Source organism: Pandoraea anapnoica, assembly GCF_902459765.1.
GTDB classification, from domain to species: domain Bacteria; phylum Pseudomonadota; class Gammaproteobacteria; order Burkholderiales; family Burkholderiaceae; genus Pandoraea; species Pandoraea anapnoica.
Genome location: NZ_CABPSP010000004.1, coordinates 340,214 through 360,630, shown reverse-complemented (window position 1 = coordinate 360,630; position 20,417 = coordinate 340,214). Strand labels below are relative to the sequence as shown.

The following is a 20,417-nucleotide window of genomic DNA, read 5'->3' as shown; positions in this document are numbered from 1 at the left end:
CTGAGGGTGGCGAGTTTTTTATTTCATCGTGCGCAATTCGAGTGAGTTCAAATTAGATGTTCCGCTCGACAATTACAAATGTCGGCGTTGTATTTTGGTGAGTTGTAATAAGTTGTTACCGATATCTCGATTTTCTAAAGGTTATTGAGGCAATCAGCGTATGCCATCCTCTATTCGTAATTCGCTTCTCTGGATTTTCGATGCGTTCGAGCGTGACGACACCTTCATGCACAAGCGGATGTTCGGTGCGCAAGCGGCGTATCTGAACGGGCGGCAATGTGTTGCCGTGATCGACCGGGATCCGCCGTGGTATGGGCTGCTGGTGTGCACGTCGCATGAACACCATGCGTCGCTCATTGAGGAGATGCCTGCGTTGCGCCCGCATCCGGTTCTGGGGAAATGGCTTTACATCCCGCAGTCGGAAATTGAATTCGAGGCGGTTGTCGAGCGCGTGACGAAATTGGTGCTTGCCGGAGATTCGCGTATTGGTATTGAGCCGAAGCCTAGAAAGCCACGTAAATCCGTAAAGAAGCGCGCGTCGAATTTATAAGATATTTATTAATAACTCGCGCGCTTCGGCATTGCCAATATCGCTTTAGTCGGCAGCGACGTGAACCATCTCGTCGGGCTCGCCGGGTGCCTTTTTCTTCATGCGGATGAACAGCAATAGCGGCATGACGATAATCGTCAGGAACAGCATGAGACGGAAATCGTCGAGGTAAGCGATCATCGCCGCCTGACGCGTCACCTCCGCGTTGAGCGCGGCCATCGCGGCGGCCCCGTACGTCTGCACGTAAGTCTCGACGCCTTGTGTGAACGGCGTGACGCGCTCTGAAAGTACCGCGTGGTTGACCTGCGTGTTTTGCGTGAGGAGTGTCTGCACCACCGAGATGCCGATACTGCTGCCGATATTGCGCGAGAGACTGTAGATTGCTGCACCGTCCGCGCGGAACTGGCCCGGCAGCGTGGCGAACGTGACGGTTGTCAGCGGCACGAACACGAAACCCAGCCCGAAGCCCTGAATCACGCCCGGCCAGACGATGTCCGACGGACTCAGCGTCAGCGAGTAGCCGGCCATCATGTGGAGCGAATAGGCGGTCAGCGCGAAGCCGAAACCCAGCAGATAACGAACGTCGACCTTACCGACCAGTCGTCCGACGACCAGCATGGCGGCCATCGTGCCCGCGCCGGAAGGGGCCGTGACGAGCCCGGTCAGGATCGCGGGGTAGCCGAACAGGCTTTGCAGCATCGGCGGGAGCAGGGCTCGTGTGGCATAGAGAATGATGCCGACCACGAAGATGTAGACCACGCCTGTATTGAAATTCCGGTCGCGCAGCAAGGCACGGTTGAAGAACGAGTGTTCGCCCGCCGTCCATGTATGGACGATGAAATATGCGAAGCAGACGATCGCGCCCAGCATCTCCAGCCAGATTTCCGTCGAATTCAGCCAGTCCTGCTGTTCGCCCCGGTCGAGCAGGAGTTGCAGCAGTCCGATGGCAAGACCCAGTGTGACGAAGCCCAGCGCATCGAACTTGCCCGCTTTCTGTTCCGGCGGCTCCTTCAGATAGGCAGCGATGCCGAGGAAGGCGATCAGCCCGATGGGCAGGTTAATGTAGAACACCCAGCGCCAGTCGTAGCTGTCGGTGAGCCAGCCACCGAGTGATGGCCCGAGAATCGGTCCCACCATCACACCCATGCCGAAGACCGCCATCGCCGAGCCGTGCTTGCTCGGCGGGTTGATGTCGAGCATGGTCGCCTGCGAGAGCGGCACCAGCGCTGCACCACAGATCCCCTGGAACAGACGCGCCGCCACAATCTCGGTGAGCGAGTGCGCCATGCCGCACAGCGCGGAGGCGATGGTGAAGCCTGCGACCGACCACAGGAAGACGCGTCGGCGTCCAAAGCGCGCGCACAGCGTGCCGGTGAGGGGGGTGGCGATGGCGGCGGCCACGATGTAGGACGTCAGAACCCAGGTGATCGAGTCCTGCGATGCCGCCAGACTGCCTTGCATGTGGGGCAGCGCAACGTTGGCGATGGTGCTGTCGAGCGTCTGCAGCACCGTTGCCAGCATGACGGATACGCTGACGAGCGCCCGGTGTTTGCCCGGGTCGTCAGCCATTTTGGGGGATGCCACGGTAATTCCTCTGGTAGATCGTCGTTCTGGTCGTGCCCGACGTTGTTATGTGTCGCTAAGCGCGGAAAGAGATGTTCCCCTCATGAGTCCCGCCTGGATCGCGCTTATCTCCTCCTGTTGCCGTGTTCTCCGATGTTTACGCCGGATCTGCCTCCTCACGTCGCCGCACCGGTGCCGGGCATTCCGCCTCGGCGCGCGTCAGATTGGCCAGCACTTTGCCGAGCAGCCGGGACAGTTCGGCGCGCTCAGCCGGCGTGAGATCGGCCAGCGCCTCACGTTCCGTGACGTTGGCGAAGGCGACGATGGTGTCGATCTTGGCTTCGGAGGCGTCCGTCAGATAAAGCAGGTGGGCGCGTTTGTCCTTGGGATCTCGCTCGCGACGGACCAGTCCCTTTTCCCGTAGACGGTCCAGCAGGCGCACGAGCGCCATCGGCGTGAGTTCCATGCGCTCGGCGAGCTCGGCCTGCGTCTGCACACCGTAGCGGTGCAACATCACCAGCACGCGGCATTGGGCGCGTGTCAGGTCGAAATTACCCCGGGCGCGCCGGTCGAACAGGCGCGAGTAGACCCGTGCCGTGTCGTGCACCAGCGTGCCAAACCGGGAAGACCAGTCGATTTTCGGCATGTCTTGGAATGTCGTGGTCGATCACCGGACCGACGTCGAACGGAACAGCTGCGCGTCGCGTCGGTTCGGTAAATTAGTAAACAGGTTTAGCATTTTGCCAGAGTCATTCTTTGGACGGCAACTGTCGCAAATAGGTGACAAAGGGATGGGAAGGAAAGGGCGGGGGCGTCGGGTTTTGGGGCGTTTTATACGGCGCGACGGGGGTTCCCGGGCGGTTGGCACGACGAACCGACGGGCGGGCGAAGCCGTGCTATCAAACTGCGAAAAACCTAACGAAAATAAGCACTTGACACTTCGCCTCGGCGGGTCAAGAAAGGAATTGTGCGATGCACCGGCGTCAGCGCCAGTGCACGGCACCAGCCCTTTCATTGACCTTAAGGAGTGTCAATCATGTTTGACCTTGCACAAGCTTCGGATGTCCTCTCGATTACCCATGCAGACCGGCCAGCCGGAAACCTCCGTCCTGCGTCGTCACCCGCGACGGCGCGGGCCCCGGCGTCAGCCACGTCCGGCATTGGCGCGCTGCGCGAGGAACGTCTGCCGTTTGTCGTCACCATCGCGAGCGACGAGTCGTCGTTGCGCGATGCCGTTGCGATGCGCCAGGCGGCCTATGGCCGTCACTTGCCCGAGCTTGCGGCAACGCTGAGCGAGCCAGAGGTCAGCGACCGGGAAGCGGGTTCGGTCGTCCTTGTGGCGCGCGCCCGGCTCGATGGTGCGGTGCTCGGCACGATGCGGATCCAGACCAATCGCTATCAGGCATTGCATCTTGAGGATTCCGCACCGTTGCCCGAATGGCTCGATAGCGCAGCACTGGCGGAAGCCACACGTCTTGGCGTGGTGGCGGGTCCGGTGGGGCGCGTCGTCAAGACGGCGCTTTTCAAGGCGTTCTATCAGTACTGCCTGGTCTCGGGCATCGACTGGATGGTGATTACGGCCCGCCCGCCGCTGCATCGGCAGTACGAAGCGTTGATGTTTACGGACGTCTTCCCGTCACAGGGTCTGATCCCGATGGCGCATGTCGGCGGAATCGGGCATCGGGTACTGGCGCTGGATGTGGCGCAGGCACGCACGCGCTGGCAGTCGGCTGGTCACCCGTTGTTTGCCTATATGTGCCTCACCCATCACCCCGACTTGCGTCTCGGCATGCCGGGCGAAGGGGCGCTTGGGCAGGTACAGAACGACGACGGGCCAGTGCCGGTTGAAGCCAGTGTTGGCGCGCATTTGCGGGATTTATCTTTTGGTGCCGACGAGGTACGATGCGTAGCAGCAGGCTACAGCCTGGCGGTGTAATGCCGTTATTCGAAATAACGTTATCCCGTCGTTTGCAACAGGCAGTGTTTTACACGACGGCGGTAACGCGTAGGACGGGCGAGAGACACCTGCCCGTGTCGGCCGGAAGACGGCCGCACGGGACAGGGCCGGCCCGGCCGGGGAGGCGGGCTTCGATGCTCGCCTTGTCCGGAGATCAACACGGGGGCGACCAACGAGATAAGGGCACAAAAGTCATATGGCGGGGGAACTCGGCAACGAGCGCGACGACGGCCGTAATACGAACGATTTCTCCGATGAGTTGAGCGAACTCACCGGCTCGCGGCGCCGTTGGCGCATCACGGCCCGGCTCGACGAACTCTTTCGAAGCATTTCCCTTTACGCGGTGCCCGCAGCGATCATGCTGCTCTCTGGCATCGTGCTCATGTTCCAGGAAAGTCAGTACGCCGTGCGCGGTGCCACCCCGGTGAGCTTTCAGGCGCAGGGCGATCTTCCCGCGACGTTTAATCCGCCGATGGCACAGGGGGCGCTGGAGCGCGCGCCGCTGGTCCAGCAATTCAGCACACATCTATCCGAAGCGCCGGTGTGGTTCCGCTTCTCGGTCCCGCCGGTAGGCGGGCAGGAGCGCACCGTCATCGAGTTTCCCTCGCGGCACGCGCAGACGCTTGCCTGCTGGCGAAGCCCTGACACCCCGGCCATCGGCCGCGCCGACCGGAGCGATGTCAGCGGCGCGATTCGCATGTCGAAGGCGGGCTTCGCGATCGACCTCGGTCATCTGGTCGAGCCGGTCACGTTGCTGTGTCAGGGCACGTTCTCCGGCCCGGCGCATCTGTCGCTCGTCGCATGGGCCGCGCCCGAGTTGAGCATCTCCGAGAAGGAGTTTCATCGCAGCAACGGCTTGCTCGAAGGCGGTCTGCTAACGCTCTCGGCGTTCGTGCTCGTCACAGCCATCATCAACAAGGAATGGTTGTATGTGCTGTTCGCCGCCTGGCTGATCGGCAATCTTCGACTCGCCGCCAACTCGCTGGGCGCAGACACGCAGTGGCTCGAGCGCGCCATTCCGATGGAATGGGACGCACTGGTACGCAAGGCCACGTTCGCCATCTATTACGTGCTGACCTATTCGCTGTTCACGCAGCTATTCAAGAAGGAACTGCGCCTGATCGGGCTGCGCTGGATGGTGATGGTGCTGCAATGGGCCGGCGTGGTGCTGTGCTGCGCCGCCATCGCGTTGCCGTATGCGCACTTCATTCCGGTGCTGTGGGCCGTGGCGGCGTTGGGCATCGTGATTGTGCTGGTGCTGCTCGTGCGCATTCTGGTACTCACACGCTCTCGGGTGGCGGTCTGGTACAGCGCGTCGCTGGCCATCGTTCTGTTCGCGACGTTCTCTGAAGTTATCGCCGCCGCTTTCAATGCGCGCGCGTTGTCGTCGGCGCTCAACAGCGTGACGGCGGCGCTGTTCTCCAGCCTGATGGCCGCGCTGGCGATTGCAGAGCAGATGCGCCTGGAACACAAGGGCAAGCTCGAAGCCCAGACCGAACTGCGCAACGCCTACGACGTGACGCCGGTCGGCCTCTTCACGCTGAACGATCAGGGGGTGTTCGTGCGGGGCAACGCGGCGCTGCACACCATGCTCGGCATTCCCAACACCGAGGGACGCACGTTCCGCTGGGACCAGTATTTCGGTCAGAGCACATGGCGCATGCTGCTAGACGTCGCCCAGCACAGCGACGAGTCCGAGCTTGAAATCCTCTCGCTGCCTCGCGACGACGGGCGAATCAGCCGTTACCTCGTCAAGGCGATTTTCTCTGACGGGCGTATCGAAGGTTCCTTACAGGACATTACGGAACGTGCCCGCACGATGGAGCAACTGCGGTATCTGGCGGAGAACGACCCGCTCACGGGCGTCTCGAACCGGCGCGGCATCGAAAAATCGCTGGGCGAAGCCATCCGCACGCTCTCGGATGCGCGTCCGGCGGCGCTGGCGTATCTCGATCTGGACCGCTTCAAACTCGTCAACGATCTGTTCGGGCATGCGGCGGGCGACGAGGTGCTGCGTCAGGCCTGCGACCGGATGCGTGCGCGGTTGTCGACGGAACAGAGCGTGGGACGCACCGGTGGCGACGAGTTCATCGTGGTCTTCCGCGATGCCACCATCAAGGAAGCGGCGGCGGTGGCGCGACGTCTGGTGGACGCTATCGCCGGAGAGCCGTATCAGATCGGCGAGCGGGCGTTCCAGGTACGCGCGTCGGCCGGTGTCATCGAGCTGACGACCGACATGCGTGTGCCCGACGCGATTTCGTCCGCCGACCGGGCCTGCCGTGAGGCGAAGAAGAGCCGTCGCGAACTGGTCGTCTACGAACGCGGAGCGGCGGCATTCCGGGAGCGTCTGGCGGAGTTGCGTCTGATCGACGCGCTCGACGCCGGCCTCACGCCCAACACGTTGTTCCTGGAAATGCAACCGATCATGGAGATGGCGTCACCGGGCGACTCGCTGAACTTCGAGGTGCTGTTGCGCATGCGCGATTCTGACGGCAATATCGTGCCGGCGTCGCGCATCATCAGCGCGGCCGAAGAGAACGGCACCATCGGCATGATCGACAAATGGGTGCTCACGAATACGTTGGCGTGGATCGATACGCATCGGGATCAGTTGTCCAAGACACGCTTCGTTTGCGTCAACCTCTCGGGGGCATCGCTCAACGACGAGCATTTCGTGCGGGATATCTTTGCGACGCTGGCCGCCCATGAGCGTTCGGTGGGGCTGCTGTGCATCGAAATCACCGAGACGGTCGCGTTGCACGATCTCGACAACACGCGACGCTTCGTCGACCGCATCCACCAGTTGGGCGGGCGCATCGCGCTCGACGACTTCGGCGCGGGCTTCAGTTCCTTTTCCTATCTTAAGGATCTCGCGGTCGACGCGATCAAGATCGACGGGGCGTTCGTCAAGAGCATGGCGGCGCACCCGGCCAATCTGGCCATCGTCGAGGCCATCGTGGCGCTCGCCAAGAACCTCGGTATTCGTAGCGTGGCGGAGTGGGTCGAAGACGCCGCAACGCTAGAAGCGCTCTCCGAGCTTGGTGTCGACTACGTGCAGGGCTTTCTCATTGCCCGGCCGCAAACGCCCGAAGCGATCCTCGCCGCCGACTCCGCCGCAAGCTTCATTCGCGATCCGCAACTGGCAACGTTGCTCGGTGAACTGGAGCAGTCTTTCTATCGCTCTCCGGGTAACCGCTCGGCGCTGCACTGATCGGTCCGGTGAAAGCCGGGTCATTCGCGCGTGCGCGAGTGGCCCGTCAATGCCTCCCACATTCCCCGCAACGACGCTTACGGACGACGCATTAATCGTCGAATTGCATTGAGCATTGTCTGCATTTTTAGCAATGCTCTATTTCTCTGCAAATTTCCTTTCCTTCCCTGTGTTGTCACATCCAATCCGACGCAAACCCGCATAAACAGGGGATTTTGCTGTCAAGTCCGTCGGTCGAAAACGGCGCGGAAAGGTAACTCGACGTAAGATTTCCAACTGGAATAAATCTTGTCCGGCATTAAACTGGAATGGCAGAATTTGCGCATCGACGTGATGGAGCCAGGTCTCCATGCCATCGTGAGCTATACCGCGAGACAGGGGGAGTCGCGGGGTTGCAGTCGGCTCACAGGTGCTCGGCAATCGACCGACACGCGATATGAACGGGGTTAGGACCGTACCACTGTGAGGTGAGCGCGGCGCAACCAGAACACCTAACCAGAACAACGACAATGCTCTCGACATTCCTCAAACTCGTCTACCGTCACAGCCATTCGGCGAAGTGGCGGCACAACGAACGCCTGTGGCCGCACGCGCAGATTGCGCGAGATGCGATGGGGGCGATCGAACGATTCACCTGGCGCGGACGCAACGTGCCGCTCGCACGTCGCGCCGAGTTGCAACGCCTGCGTCGGCTGCCTTGCCACATCATCGCCAGCGGTCCTTCCGTCGCCGACATCGACTACGATGCGCTGCCGATGCATCACGTGATGGGCGTGAACGGGGCCATCGCGCTGACCGAGCGCGCCCCCGTCAAATTCAACTACTACTGCATTCTCGACGCGGGCTTCGTGCGCCAGCGTCCCGATCTGGCGCGCCGTATCGTGGCGCGCGATCTGGTGCTGTTCGTCACGCCGGTCGTGCTGGCCCGTTTGCTGGATATGTTCCCGATGTCCGCCTTCGGCTGCCGCTTCTATCTCGTCGACGACATTTTCAAGCGCGGGTTTGAAGCGGCCCGCACGACGCAGATGCTGCGCGCGGACGCGCAGGTCTGCGCCAGTGCGGCGTTCTTCGGGGACGATAGCCGACTGGGTTTCAGCTTCGATATCGACAACGGCTTTTTCCACGGCGGCACGGTCGCGTACTTTGCGCTGCAAGTCGCGACGTGGCTGGGTTTCACCGAGATGTACATGCACGGGTTGGATCTGCGCGATGCCGCAGCGACCCCGCGTTTTTACGAAACGATGCAAACCCGTGCGCCGACGCGTCTTGACGCCGAATTCTCGACGTTGATCGAGCCGTCGTTCCGCCTGGCCGCCAACGTATTGCGCGCACGTGGCGTGCGCGTCGAGAACCTCTCGAGTACGAGCGCACTGGGCGAGGACATTTTCGCCAAGGTCGATTGGCGTTCGCTGCGTCGCCGGAATCTGAGTCTGGTCGTGCCCGACGAGGCGCTGCTGGTCGCAACGCGCGACAGCGTGGCGGCCGATGGCGCGCCGTCCCTGCGTCCGACGGGAACGCATGGTCGCGGCTGACGTCCGGCGGACACATCACGCGCGCGATGCGGCACACGCCGTGGCACGCATGATGCGCAAAAGTCCGTGCGCAGGGCCGCCGCGCGGTGGCCTACCTGCTACAATCGCTCTCCGGGTTTTCCTGAAGCAATGAGCGATTATGGGGTTTGGCTGGTTCGGACTGTCGACGTTTTGGTTGCTGGCACTGTGCTGGCCTGGCGTACGGGGTCTGCTTGGCGGTGAGATACGAATCTTCGGCCCCGGCACGCTCCGTATGCTGCTTGGCGTTCCGTTGGCGATGGTGTCCAGCGCCACGCTGGCTGCGCTGACGGGCGGCGACAGCAACACTGCCGGTGGCAGCATCGGTCAGTCGCTCTCCCATGGTTTGAGCGTCGCGCTCGGCGGCACGCTGGCCATGGGCCTCTCCGGCTTCGTCCTCCTTTTTTCTCTCCCGCTTGTCTTCGGCACCACGTGGTGGGGCATGTTCTCGCGTCGTCCATCGGCCGACGACGAGGACGACGCGCCTGCGTTCGAGCCGCGCGATTCCCGTTTCGACACCGGCGTGCGTGAGCCAGTCCGTGGTCTGTCGCAGATGTCGTTCGACACGGGGGATCGTGGTGAACGTGGCAGCTTCACGCCGACGGTCGGACAAGGTCACCACAACGTCGGCAGTCTGATCGAAGAGCCGGTGCCGCGCCGTCGCGGCCTGGCGGCACAACCGCGCTGGAAACTGTCGGACGAAGAGCGTGCGCGTCTGGATGCCATGCAACCTCCGCCGCTGACCACGCGCGGAGCACCGCGTGCCGAGCCGACGTTTGGCGTGAATGCGGCGCCGCGTGCCGTTCTCCCGCGTGGCGCGTATGCCGCAAAACTGAGCCGTGGCGAAGCGCTGCGGACGACGGAATTCGTGCGCGCCGAACCGGGCATGACGCCTCGCGAGCCGCGACCGGCTGCGTCGTCGCAGTCGCCGGTCGCGCAGCGCCCCGCCTCGGGGTCGACGAACGCAACCCCGGCACCGAGTACCGCTTCGCACGCCGAACCGCTGGATTCCACATCGATGCCAGGCGCGACCGGCTATCGTCGTCCTGTCGGTATGGCTCCGGCGCACTTGCGCGGCACAGTCGTGCACAGTCCGTTCCGCAAGCCTCAGTTGGGTCTCGAGGACATCCCGCCGCGTGGCGCACCGCCGCGTCCGCAAGCACCGACGTCGCAGACGGCGTCTGCGGCTGGCGATGAGGCCTCGACGCACAGTGCAACGAATGCCGCCGAGTCGATCCCTTTTGCTCCAACAACACCCGCAACGCCAGCGATGCCGGTCATGCGTGGTGCAGCCTCATGGTCGGCGGCGGATGCCGCTGTCCCGCTGGCATCCGACGTTGCCGAGTTTTCGCCCATCGACTGGTCGCTCAACGACGTCGTAGAACCGTCTGTCGAGCCTGTGCCCGAAGGCCCGAGCCCTGAGATGCTGGCCGAACAGGAAGCTGTGCGAGAAGCCGCGCGCGCGGCCGAGCAGGCAAGAATCGACGCGATGATTGCGCTGCGTCAGGAAGCTGAGGCATTGCTACGCGACTTGCGAGACTGGGCGTCGCCTGAGTCGTCAGGCGCAAGTGGTGCGCCGACATTGGCGCAACTGTCTGAAGCTGTCGCTGAAGTTTCGCACGACGTCATGCCGACGTCGCTCGATAGCGATGTCGACATCGCGGCCCCTGAGATTCCTGCACTGGCGGCGTCACCCGAGGTCGTCGTGGCTGAGCCGCTAACGCCGCCGCCCGTTGCGCCGTTGACGCCTGCGGAAGTACTTAATTTGCCGCCGATGATGCAACTTCGGCGGCCGGTCGCTTCGGCATCCGGCGCAGCGATGCCCACCGCTGTGCCGCCGCGCCCGTTCGTTTTTGCCGACGTGCTGGCGAGCGTCGAAGCGTATGACGCTACCGTCACGGCACCTGCAACTCAGACTGTCGCCGCAGAAACCGCTGTCGCGTCGGCGGAGCTTGCTGCGGAAGCATCGGATGAAGACGATGCACTTCCGCCTTTCGACCGACCTTTCGACGTTCCTGAGCCTGTCATTCCGTCGGACATCGACGAAGCCCTTGAGCCTTCCGCGAAACCGCATTACGTTTTGCGCGCCGATGGCACGTGGGCACGGGCGGATGGGTTGCCGCTGACGTCGGACGATACGACGTCGCTCGCACAGCCCACCCCCGAACACCTGCGGCCTGCCACGCCGGTGATCCCTGCGATCCCGTCGTTCGGTGCGGCATCCATGACACCGTCGGCCCCCATCGGTGCAGCGCATTCCGCTGCGTCGCAAATGGCAAGCTTCACCGCAGATACGCCTTACGAGCTACCGCCGCCGCGCGTCGCCATCGACTACGACTTGCCTGCCGTGGACCTGCTGGCGCCGGCAACGGCCAGCGACCATGCCAACGTCGTCTCGGACGAAGCGCTCGCCGCAGTAAGCCAACTGATCGAGCAGCGCCTTGCCGAATTCAAGGTGCCGGTGACGGTCGTCGGCGCATCCGCGGGACCGGTCATCACGCGCTTCGAAGTGGAACCGGCCGTCGGCGTGCGCGGCGCGCAGGTCGTTGGTCTCATGAAGGATCTGGCGCGTGCGCTGGGTGTCACGTCCATCCGCGTGGTCGAGACGATTCCCGGCAAGACGTGTATGGGGCTTGAGTTGCCGAATGCACAACGTCAGATGATCCGACTTTCGGAAATTCTGACCGCACCGGTCTTCGACACGCATCGCTCGCGTCTCGCCCTGGCGATGGGCAAGGACATCACGGGCGAGCCGATCGTGGCCGATCTGGCACGTGCGCCGCACTTGCTCGTGGCCGGTACGACGGGCTCGGGGAAATCGGTGGCAGTGAATGCCATGATCCTGTCGCTGCTCTACAAGGCGACGCCGGACGACGTTCGCCTCATCATGATCGATCCGAAGATGCTGGAACTGTCCGTCTACGGCGGCATTCCGCATCTGCTTGCGCCGGTCGTCACCGACATGAAGCAGGCTGCGCATGCGCTGAACTGGTGCGTAGGCGAAATGGAGAAACGCTACCGACTCATGTCGGCGCTTGGCGTGCGTAATCTGGCGGGCTACAACGACAAGATCGATGCCGCACGCGCCGCGGGCGAGAAGGTCAGCAACCCGTTCTCGCTGACGCCGGACGCGCCCGAGCCGCTTGAGCGTTTGCCGTTCATCGTCGTGGTCATCGACGAACTGGCCGATCTCATGATGGTGGCTGGCAAGAAGATCGAGGAACTGATCGCGCGTCTGGCCCAGAAGGCGCGTGCTGCCGGTATTCACCTGATTCTGGCGACGCAGCGCCCGTCGGTCGACGTCATCACCGGTCTCATCAAGGCGAACATTCCGACGCGGGTTGCCTTCCAGGTATCGTCGAAAATCGACTCGCGTACGATTCTCGATCAAATGGGGGCAGAGTCGTTGCTGGGGCAGGGCGACATGCTGTTCCTGCCGCCGGGCACGGGGTATCCGCAGCGCGTGCACGGCGCATTCGTCGCCGATGACGAGGTGCACCGCGTGGTGCAGCACTGGCAGCAGTACGGCGAGCCGGACTACGATGAGGCCATCCTCGCGGGCGATCCGGCCGACGCGGCGTCCGCCGATCTGTTCGGCGACACGGCGGGCGACGCCGAAGCCGACCCGCTGTACGACGAAGCCGCGGCGTTCGTGCTGAATTCGCGACGTGCGTCGATTTCTGCTGTGCAGCGGCAATTGCGCATCGGGTACAACCGGGCGGCGCGTCTGATCGAGCAGATGGAAGCGGCCGGACTCGTTACGCCGATGGGACGCAACGGCGCCCGCGAAGTGGTCGCGTCGGGCGAATAGCGCGTCTTTTGAGTGTCGCCTGCGCGCTGAATAATCGCCTTCGCTTACAACTCGCTTACGACCCGTCATACGAGTCGAACTCTTTGGCACTCCGTGCTGTTCTCCTGACACGCGCCGTACATGGGCGCGCGACGCAAAACCCCTTGGAAACCCGCGCCAAATGGCGATAACGGGGCGCAAACCCGCGTCCCCGTAGGGGTATTCCCGCCTTTGCGGGCGAAACTCAGCGATCACATAATCGGCGCGCTAGGTTGGTCGTTCGACGCGTGCTTGACGGTATCGCCCTGACACGAATTACAAGGACCGGGGCGGTGCGACGGGGGGGACATCCCGGTATTCGCGCATCCACGGCAGGGCCTGCGACACCAAGAAAATCGCAGCAAAAAAGCGTCATATCGAAACGCATCGCACCGAAGGAGACCCTTATGCAATTCCGATTCAAGCTCATGGCTGGCGCTGTCGCGTTCGCCCTGTCCGCCTCGATGGCCATCGCAGCCGATCCGATCAAGATCGGCGTGTCCGGCCCGTTCACCGGTGGCTCGTCGTCGATGGGCGTTTCCATGCGCGATGGCGTGCGTCTCGCCGCTGCGGAGATCAACAAGTCGGGCGGTGTGCTCGGCCGTCAGATCCAGCTCGTCGAGCGCGACGAGGAAGCCAAAAACGAGCGCGGCGTGCAAGTCGCTCAGGAACTGATCAACAAGGAAAAGGTGGTTGCCACCGTCGGTTACATCAATACCGGCGTGGCGCTCGCGTCGCAGCGTTTCTATCAGGACGCCAAAATTCCGGTGTTCAACAACGTGGCCACGGGCACGGTCATCACTGACCAGTTCAAGCCGCCCCAGTACCCGGACAACTATGTCTTCCGCAACGCCGCCAAGGACAGCATTCAGGCGCCGATGATCGTGGAAGAAGCGATCACGCGCCGTGGTTTCAAGAAGCCGGCCATTCTCGCGGACTCGACCAACTACGGTCAGCTCGGTCGTGAAGATCTTGAAAAGGCGCTCAAGGCTAAGGGCATCACGCCGGTCGCCGTCGAGAAATTCAACATCAAGGACGTCGACATGACGGCCCAGTTGCTCAAGGCCAAGCAAGCTGGCGCCGACGTGATCCTCACGTACGGTATCGGCCCGGAACTGGCGCAGATCGCCAACGGCATGGGCAAGCTCGGCTGGAAGCTGCCGATCGTAGGCAGCTGGACGCTCGCGATGGCGAACTACATCGACAACTCGGGCGCGAACGGCGAAGGCGCGCGCATGCCACAGACGTTCATTCAGGAACCCAACACGCCCAAGCGCAAGGCCTTCATCGACGCCTACGTGGCTATGTTCAAGCCGAAGAACAACCGCATCGACTCGGCTGTGTCAGCTGCGCAAGGCTATGACTCGATCTACCTGCTGGCTGCCGCGATCAAGCAAGCGGGCAGCACGGACGGCCCGAAGGTGCGCGCTGCACTGGAAGACCTGAAGACGCCGGTCGAAGGCGTGGTCACGACCTACGATCGTCCGTTCACGCATGACGATCACGACGCCATCACGGCCAATATTCCGGTGTTCGGCGAAGTGAAGGGCGGTCGTGTCGTGTATGCCTACGACAGCGACCTGAAGGCCGGCAGCAAGGTCCGCGAGAAGGCCGGCACGACGGGCTCCAAGTAAGCCGCACCTCCTCCCAAGGCTGCCGTTGCAGCCATGACGGGTGAACGACGGCGCGCGTGGCCTCTTCCGCCTTTGTCCCGAACCATCGGTTTGGGGGCATCCTGGCAAGGCGCGCGTGCCGTCTTCACGCAACTGTCGCCTGCCGCCGGCACTCGGGACCGGTGTGCGGCACAAGTACCGAATGCCTCCCGAGCATCGCTCGTAGGCTCGCACTCGCGAGAGAGGACCGCATGACCATCCTGATTCAACTCATCTACAGCGGTATCGCGCTGGGGATGATTTACGCCGTGATCGCCTTCGGTTACCAACTGACGTTTGCGACCTCCGGCACTCTGAACTTCGGCCAGGGCGAAGCGCTCATGCTCGGCGCACTGGTCGGCCTGACGCTTGTCGACACGCTCGGGCTGAACTACTGGCTGATGATTCCCATCGTCTGTCTGTTCGGTCTCGTGCAAGGCGCGTTCGTCGAACGCATCGGCGTGAAACCCGCTTTGCGGATCAAGTCGGAATTCGGCTGGATCATGTCCACCATTGCGCTGGGCATCATCTTCAAGAACGTTGCGGAAAACCTCTGGGGCCGTGACGACCTCAAATTCCCGTCGCCGCTGCCCGAAGCCCCGATCAAGCTGTTGGGCGCGAATGTGCTGCCGATGGAACTGCTCGTGGTCGTGGGCGCGCTGCTCATGATGGCCGCCGTCGAGTTCTTCAACCGTCGCTCGATCTACGGCAAGGCCGTGGTGGCCACCGCGAACGATCGCGACGCCGCCGGGCTCATGGGCATCAACACCAGCCTCGTGATTACGTTCTCGTACGCGCTGTCGTCGATGGCCGCTGCGTTTGCCGGTGTGCTGGTCGCGCCGCTCACGCTGACCGGTGCCACGATGGGGGCAGTACTCGGCCTCAAGGCATTTGCCGTGGCGATCATCGGCGGCTTGTCGAGCGGCATGGGCGTGCTCGTGGGCGGCGTGATCCTCGGCGTGGCCGAAACCACGACCGCGTTCTACATTTCGACCGGCTACAAAGACGTGCCGGGTCTCGTACTGCTGCTGCTCGTGCTGGCTGTGAAGCCGGCAGGCCTGTTCGGCAAGACCGCCATCAAGAAGGTGTAACCATGAGCGCACAGACCTCCACTGCACGCGGGGCCGGCGATCTCGGCGGTACGCGCGCGTTGACCAAGATCGCTGCCGTACTCGGCATCGTCGCGCTGTTCGGCTTTCCCCTGGCCATCGGCAACCCGTATTACATCCACATGATCGAGACGATCATGATCTACGCGATCCTGCTTTTCGGGCTGGACATCGTCGTGGGTTACACGGGGCAGGTGTCGCTGGGCCACGCTGGTCTGTTCGGCATCGGCGCCTACGTCGCGGGTGTGTTCTTCGCCAAGCTGGGACTCTCGCTCTGGCTCGCGCTGCCTGCCGCAATTCTGGTCACCGCCGCCTTCGGTGCAGTGCTCGCATTGCCCGCCTTGCGCGTGATCGGACCGTATCTGGCGATGGTGACGCTGGCTTTCGGCACGATCATCCAGATTCTGATCAACGAGATGGATTTCCTGACGTCCGGTCCGATGGGCATCAAGCTCACGAAGCCGGTCATCGGTGGTCATCCGATCGACGAGACAGAGTACTACTGGATCGTTGCCGTGTTGCTGCTGTTGAGCATGCTCGTAGCCCACCGCATTCTGAAGTCGCACCTCGGTCGCGCCTTCGAAGCGTTGCGCGATTCGCCTGTGGCGTCGGATTGTATGGGCGTGTCGGTGTATCGCTACAAGGTGTACGCATTCGTGATCAGCGCCGGGTTTGCCGGTCTGGCCGGTAGCCTTTATGCCTACTCCGAGCAGTACATCTCGCCAAACACATACAACTTCGAGCTGACGATTCTGTTCCTGCTGGCCGTCATCATGGGCGGACGCAAGACGCGCAGCGGTTCGTTGCTGGGCGCGGCGATCATCGTGTTGCTGCCGCAGTTGCTCGACGACATCAACATCTTCCGCATTGTCGCCTCGGCGATCGCGGCGGTCACGACGGTGGCAGCGGTCGCAGCTGTTGCACGCGGGCGGACCACGCTCGCCAAGGCTGCGGTGCCGGTGATAGGCACCATCGCATTGGCCGGTGTGACCTGGTGGCGCGACAGTATCACCGACTGGCGTCTGACGATCTTCGGTCTGATGATCCTGTTCGTCGTGTACTACCTGCCGGACGGCATCATCGGTTTCCTGCGCTCGCGCGTTCTGCATCGCCGCCGCACGCTCACGGTATCGGCCACGCAGGTGGACGAAGCGGCCGCCAGCAGCAACGACCCGGTGCTCATGGCTGCGGCCAGCGGTCCGGAGGAGTTGCTGAAAGTACGTCAGTTGCTGATGCAGTTCGACGGCCTGAAGGCGCTCAACCAGGTGGACCTGACGGTCAAGCGTGGCACGATTCACGGCCTGATCGGCCCGAACGGCTCGGGCAAGAGCACGATGATGAACGTGCTGACGGGCATCTACGTGCCCACGGCCGGGAGCATCGAGTTCGCCGGTGAGTCGCTGGCCGGACGCACGTCTGCCGACATTGCGCTCTCGGGCGTTGCACGTACGTTTCAGAACGTTCAGCTCTTCGGTGAAATGACGGCGCTCGAAAACGTGCTGGTCGGTCTGCACCATACGTTCCATTCGACGCTGGTCGACGTCTCGCTGCGCCTGCCGCGATACAAGCGCGAAGAAGACGGTGCGCGTGCGCGTGCCATGCGTCTGCTGGAGTTCGTGGGGCTGGCGTCGCTGGCCGACGAGGAGGCGCGCAACCTGCCGTACGGCAAACAGCGTCTGCTCGAAATCGCCCGTGCGCTCGCGCTCGATCCGCGTCTGCTGTTGCTCGACGAACCGGCGGCCGGTCTGACGGCACCCGATATTCGCGAGTTGCTCGCCATCATCCGCAAGATTCGCGATCACGGCATCACGGTGATTCTGATCGAGCACCACATGGACGTGGTGATGAGCACCTGCCAGACGGTGTCGGTGCTGGACTTCGGGCAGAAGATTGCCGAAGGGCTGCCCGCGCAGATTCAGGCCGACGAGAAGGTGATCGAGGCGTATCTGGGCGGCGCATCGACCGCGCACTGACCGGGATAGACGGATAAACGGAACCACTATGCTTTCCATTCGTAATCTGCAAGCGGGATACGGCAAGGTGCAGGTGCTGCACGGCATCGACATCGATGTACCGGGCGGTCAGGTCGTCACGCTCATCGGCTCGAACGGCGCGGGCAAGACGACCACGATGCGTGCTGTGTCCGGCATGATCAAACCGTCGTCGGGCGAAATCACGCTCGGCGAGAAGCGTATCGACGGACTTGACTCTCATCGCATTGCGAAGCTCGGTCTGGCGCATTCGCCGGAGGGCCGGCGTGTGTTCGCCACGATGTCGGTGACGGACAATCTGCGGCTGGGCGCGTTTGCGCGTCTGACGGGCAGCCGCCCGCGCGGCGACGTGGCGGCGGATCTGGAGCGCGCGATGGACTTGTTCCCGCGCCTGAAGGAGCGTCGCAATCAATTGGCGGGTACGCTCTCGGGCGGCGAGCAGCAAATGCTGGCGATGGCGCGCGCGGTCATGCTGCGCCCGGACATCGTGCTGCTCGACGAGCCGTCGATGGGCCTGGCGCCGATTCTGGTCGACGAGGTTTTCCGCATCATCAGCAACCTGAAAGCGGAAGGCGTGACGATGCTGCTCGTGGAGCAGTTCGCTGCCGCCGCACTGGCCGTGGCCGACTATGGCTACGTGCTGGAGAACGGCAGCATTTCCGTGCACGGCCCGGCGGAGAGTCTTCGCAACGACGACAAGGTGCGCGCGGCGTATCTGGGGGGGAGTCACTGACGCGACCGTTGCACATCGTAGTCAGTTCAAAGGGCAGCCAGTTGGCTGCCCTTTGTCGTTGCTGCGTAGATATCAGCGATTCACATCCACGACCACGCGGCCGTGTATCTCGCCTTTGACGATGCGCTGACCGATGCCGATGGCGTCCGCAAGACCGACGTCATGGGAAATGCCACCAAGCTTTTGCGGTTCGAGATCGCGCGCAAGCCGTTGCCACGCTTCCTCGCGCAACTCGCGCGGTGCCATCACGCTGTCGATACCGTGCAACGTCACACCCCGCAGAATGAACGGCGCCATGTTGGCTGGGAAGTCCATGCCTTGCGCGAGACCACATGCCGTCGCAACACCGCCGTAACGCAATTGCGCGATGGCATTGACCAGCGTGTGCGAGCCGACGGAATCGACCACCGCCGCCCAACGTTCCTTCTGCATCGGCTTACCCGGATCCGACAACAGACGACGGTCGATGACCTCCGCTGCGCCGAGCGCCTGCAAATACTCCGTCTCATGCAACTTGCCGGTGGACGCCACGACGCGATACCCGAGCGAACTGAGTAGCGCGATGGCTACCGAACCGACACCGCCCGACGCGCCCGTCACGAGCACGTCGCCTTGGTGCGGCAGCACTCCGCCGCGCTCCAGAGCCATCACCGAGAGCATGGCCGTGTAGCCCGCCGTGCCAATAATCATGGCGTCGCGCGGTGTAAAGCGTTCGGGCAACCGCACGAGCCAGTCGCCGCGCAGTCGGGCCTTCTGCGCGAGGCATCCCCAGTGCGTTTCGCCCACACCGTAGCCATTGAGCACCACGCGATCCCCCTTACGCCACGAGGGGTGTGACGATTCGAGCACAGTGCCTGCCCCATCGATGCCAGCGACCATCGGCCATGAGCGTACGACGGGCGCTTTGCCGGTGATGGCGAGGCCGTCCTTGTAATTGATGGTCGAGTAATCGACGGCGACGAGTACGTCGCCATCGGCAGGCAGTGCATCGTCTTGCAGTTCGGTCACCTGGGCGTGGGTGACACCGTCCGACTGCGTCAACAGGATTGCATTGAACATGCTATGAAGTCTCCGAAGCGGGTGGGCTGTAAGGATGTGGGGGCAGGTGGCAGTGACGGTCCTCACTGGATGCTAGACGACCGTCGCTACGAAGTGGCTTCAGCCGGAGATGGCCGCTGCGATAGCGTCGCGCGTTTCCCGCGAGAGAACGTCGATCAGTTCCGCTGCGGGAAGTGCCCGTGCAAGCGGTACCGCCTGACCCGCCCATTGGGCCGCATAGCCGCTTTCCTTTTGCGCCTTTGCGGCCGCATTGAGCATTTTGCCTGCGTCGTAGGTGATGGGATAGTCGGGAATCGCGGGTCGGTCGGCCGCTTGCTCCAATGCCCAGAAGCGATTGGCGAGTCCGCGTGCCGGACGTCCCGAGATGGCGCGAATGAGCGCCGTGCGCGGCGGATGCCCACTGAGCAGCGCGTCTCGATAAGCCGCGTCGGCACCGGATTCCGGACAGGCGACGAAGGCCGTTCCCATTTGGGCCGCTTGTGCACCGAGGGCAAGGACGGCCGCGATGCCTGCGCCATCCATAATGCCGCCCGCTGCAATCACGGGCAGCGACGTGCGTGCCACCAGTCGCCGCACCAGCGCGAAGGTGCCGAGCTGCTCGTCTTCGCTCGGCTGGCGGTCGCCTTCGTCGTTGAAGCGTCCGCGATGCCCGCCAGCTTCCCAGCCCTGCGCGACGATGGCGTCGATGCCCGCGGCTTCGATAGCGTCGGCCTCCGCTTCGTTCGTGGCGCAAGCGAACAAGACGATGCTTGCGGCCTTCAATGCGTCGATCCAATCCTGCGACGGAAGGCCGAAATGAAAGCTCACGACGGCCGGGCGCTCCTCAAGGAACATCTCGTACATCGCGACGTCTTCGACAAAGCTCAGATAGATCTCGCGCAGCGCTTCCGGTGGCGTTGCGTCGTAGCGCGCAAATTCCGGTGCGAGATACGCGAGCCATTCGGCTTCGCGCGCGGCGTCGGCTCGCGCGGGCACGTGTGTGAAAACATTGACGTTGAACGGACGGGAGGTCAGTGCGCGGGTTTGGCGGATCACGTCGCGCGCGGCGTTGGCATCCATATTGCCGACTGCGAGCGAGCCGAGCCCGCCCGCGTTGGAGACGGCTGCGACCAGCGCTGGTGTCGATGCAACAGCCATCGGTGCCTGAATGATCGGCGTCGACATACCGAGACGTTGGGTGATGCGGGCCGACGGGGACACTTTCGAAGTCATG

Annotated in this window: 13 protein-coding genes; 9 read left to right on the top strand and 4 right to left on the bottom strand. The window is 63.0% G+C overall.

The window, feature by feature from the left end; translation table 11 throughout:
* The first annotated feature begins 160 nt into the window (after window positions 1-160).
* Entirely contained in the window at window positions 161-550 is a 390-nt protein-coding gene (locus PAN31117_RS09710) for a hypothetical protein (protein WP_150738004.1), read from the top strand.
* A gap of 45 nt (window positions 551-595) precedes the next feature.
* Here PAN31117_RS09710 and PAN31117_RS09705 read toward each other — a convergent pair whose 3' ends face one another.
* Window positions 596-2,119: an MDR family MFS transporter gene (locus PAN31117_RS09705; protein WP_150738078.1), complete on the bottom strand. Its 1,524-nt coding sequence runs from the start codon at window positions 2,117-2,119 to the stop codon at window positions 596-598.
* Window positions 2,120-2,270: 151 nt separating this feature from the next.
* Window positions 2,271-2,759, bottom strand: a complete 489-nt coding sequence (locus tag PAN31117_RS09700; protein ID WP_150738003.1) for a MarR family winged helix-turn-helix transcriptional regulator — start codon at window positions 2,757-2,759, stop codon at window positions 2,271-2,273.
* Window positions 2,760-3,149: 390 nt separating this feature from the next.
* Here PAN31117_RS09700 and PAN31117_RS09695 point away from each other — a divergent pair, with 390 nt between their 5' ends.
* The 8 genes from PAN31117_RS09695 to PAN31117_RS09660 all read left to right on the top strand — a co-directional run bounded on the left by PAN31117_RS09695 (window position 3,150) and on the right by PAN31117_RS09660 (window position 18,145).
* On the top strand, window positions 3,150-4,049 hold the full coding sequence (locus PAN31117_RS09695; RefSeq protein ID WP_150738002.1) for a hypothetical protein: 900 nt from the start codon (window positions 3,150-3,152) through the stop codon (window positions 4,047-4,049).
* Window positions 4,050-4,266: 217 nt separating this feature from the next.
* Window positions 4,267-7,281 (top strand): putative bifunctional diguanylate cyclase/phosphodiesterase, encoded by a 3,015-nt coding sequence (locus tag PAN31117_RS09690; protein WP_150738001.1) that lies wholly within the window; start codon window positions 4,267-4,269, stop codon window positions 7,279-7,281.
* Window positions 7,282-7,790: 509 nt separating this feature from the next.
* The gene (locus tag PAN31117_RS09685) at window positions 7,791-8,813 is read left to right on the top strand and encodes a WaaZ-like lipopolysaccharide core biosynthesis protein (RefSeq protein ID WP_150738000.1); all 1,023 of its coding nucleotides are present in this window, start codon (window positions 7,791-7,793) and stop codon (window positions 8,811-8,813) included.
* 139 nt (window positions 8,814-8,952) lie between these two features.
* Window positions 8,953-12,642, top strand: coding sequence for an FtsK/SpoIIIE family DNA translocase (locus PAN31117_RS09680; protein ID WP_150737999.1), 3,690 nt, complete (start codon window positions 8,953-8,955; stop codon window positions 12,640-12,642).
* Window positions 12,643-13,067: 425 nt separating this feature from the next.
* Window positions 13,068-14,294, top strand: coding sequence for an ABC transporter substrate-binding protein (locus PAN31117_RS09675; protein ID WP_150737998.1), 1,227 nt, complete (start codon window positions 13,068-13,070; stop codon window positions 14,292-14,294).
* A 230-nt stretch (window positions 14,295-14,524) separates the two neighbouring features.
* Window positions 14,525-15,403 (top strand): branched-chain amino acid ABC transporter permease, encoded by an 879-nt coding sequence (locus PAN31117_RS09670; protein ID WP_150737997.1) that lies wholly within the window; start codon window positions 14,525-14,527, stop codon window positions 15,401-15,403.
* A 2-nt stretch (window positions 15,404-15,405) separates the two neighbouring features.
* On the top strand, window positions 15,406-17,394 hold the full coding sequence (locus PAN31117_RS09665; protein ID WP_246188995.1) for a branched-chain amino acid ABC transporter ATP-binding protein/permease: 1,989 nt from the start codon (window positions 15,406-15,408) through the stop codon (window positions 17,392-17,394).
* A 28-nt stretch (window positions 17,395-17,422) separates the two neighbouring features.
* Window positions 17,423-18,145 carry an ABC transporter ATP-binding protein gene (locus PAN31117_RS09660; RefSeq protein ID WP_150737996.1) on the top strand — a complete coding sequence of 241 codons (723 nt, stop codon included), beginning with the start codon at window positions 17,423-17,425 and terminating at the stop codon, window positions 18,143-18,145.
* 72 nt (window positions 18,146-18,217) lie between these two features.
* Here PAN31117_RS09660 and acuI read toward each other — a convergent pair whose 3' ends face one another.
* On the bottom strand, window positions 18,218-19,204 hold the full coding sequence (acuI, locus tag PAN31117_RS09655) for an acrylyl-CoA reductase (NADPH) (RefSeq protein ID WP_150737995.1): 987 nt from the start codon (window positions 19,202-19,204) through the stop codon (window positions 18,218-18,220).
* A gap of 99 nt (window positions 19,205-19,303) precedes the next feature.
* A complete protein-coding gene (locus tag PAN31117_RS09650) occupies window positions 19,304-20,416 on the bottom strand; it encodes an NAD(P)H-dependent flavin oxidoreductase (RefSeq protein ID WP_150737994.1) in 1,113 nt (370 codons plus the stop codon).
* Window position 20,417: the final 1 nt, after the last annotated feature.

Bases quoted from the DNA above. Each gene is read 5' to 3' on its own strand.
- PAN31117_RS09710 (WP_150738004.1), top strand. From the start codon at position 161: ATGCCATCCTCTATTCGTAATTCGCTTCTCTGGATTTTCGATGCGTTC.
- PAN31117_RS09705 (WP_150738078.1), bottom strand. From the start codon at position 2,119: ATGGCTGACGACCCGGGCAAACACCGGGCGCTCGTCAGCGTATCCGTC.
- PAN31117_RS09700 (WP_150738003.1), bottom strand. From the start codon at position 2,759: ATGCCGAAAATCGACTGGTCTTCCCGGTTTGGCACGCTGGTGCACGAC.
- PAN31117_RS09695 (WP_150738002.1), top strand. From the start codon at position 3,150: ATGTTTGACCTTGCACAAGCTTCGGATGTCCTCTCGATTACCCATGCA.
- PAN31117_RS09690 (WP_150738001.1), top strand. From the start codon at position 4,267: ATGGCGGGGGAACTCGGCAACGAGCGCGACGACGGCCGTAATACGAAC.
- PAN31117_RS09685 (WP_150738000.1), top strand. From the start codon at position 7,791: ATGCTCTCGACATTCCTCAAACTCGTCTACCGTCACAGCCATTCGGCG.
- PAN31117_RS09680 (WP_150737999.1), top strand. From the start codon at position 8,953: ATGGGGTTTGGCTGGTTCGGACTGTCGACGTTTTGGTTGCTGGCACTG.
- PAN31117_RS09675 (WP_150737998.1), top strand. From the start codon at position 13,068: ATGCAATTCCGATTCAAGCTCATGGCTGGCGCTGTCGCGTTCGCCCTG.
- PAN31117_RS09670 (WP_150737997.1), top strand. From the start codon at position 14,525: ATGACCATCCTGATTCAACTCATCTACAGCGGTATCGCGCTGGGGATG.
- PAN31117_RS09665 (WP_246188995.1), top strand. From the start codon at position 15,406: ATGAGCGCACAGACCTCCACTGCACGCGGGGCCGGCGATCTCGGCGGT.
- PAN31117_RS09660 (WP_150737996.1), top strand. From the start codon at position 17,423: ATGCTTTCCATTCGTAATCTGCAAGCGGGATACGGCAAGGTGCAGGTG.
- acuI (WP_150737995.1), bottom strand. From the start codon at position 19,204: ATGTTCAATGCAATCCTGTTGACGCAGTCGGACGGTGTCACCCACGCC.
- PAN31117_RS09650 (WP_150737994.1), bottom strand. From the start codon at position 20,416: ATGACTTCGAAAGTGTCCCCGTCGGCCCGCATCACCCAACGTCTCGGT.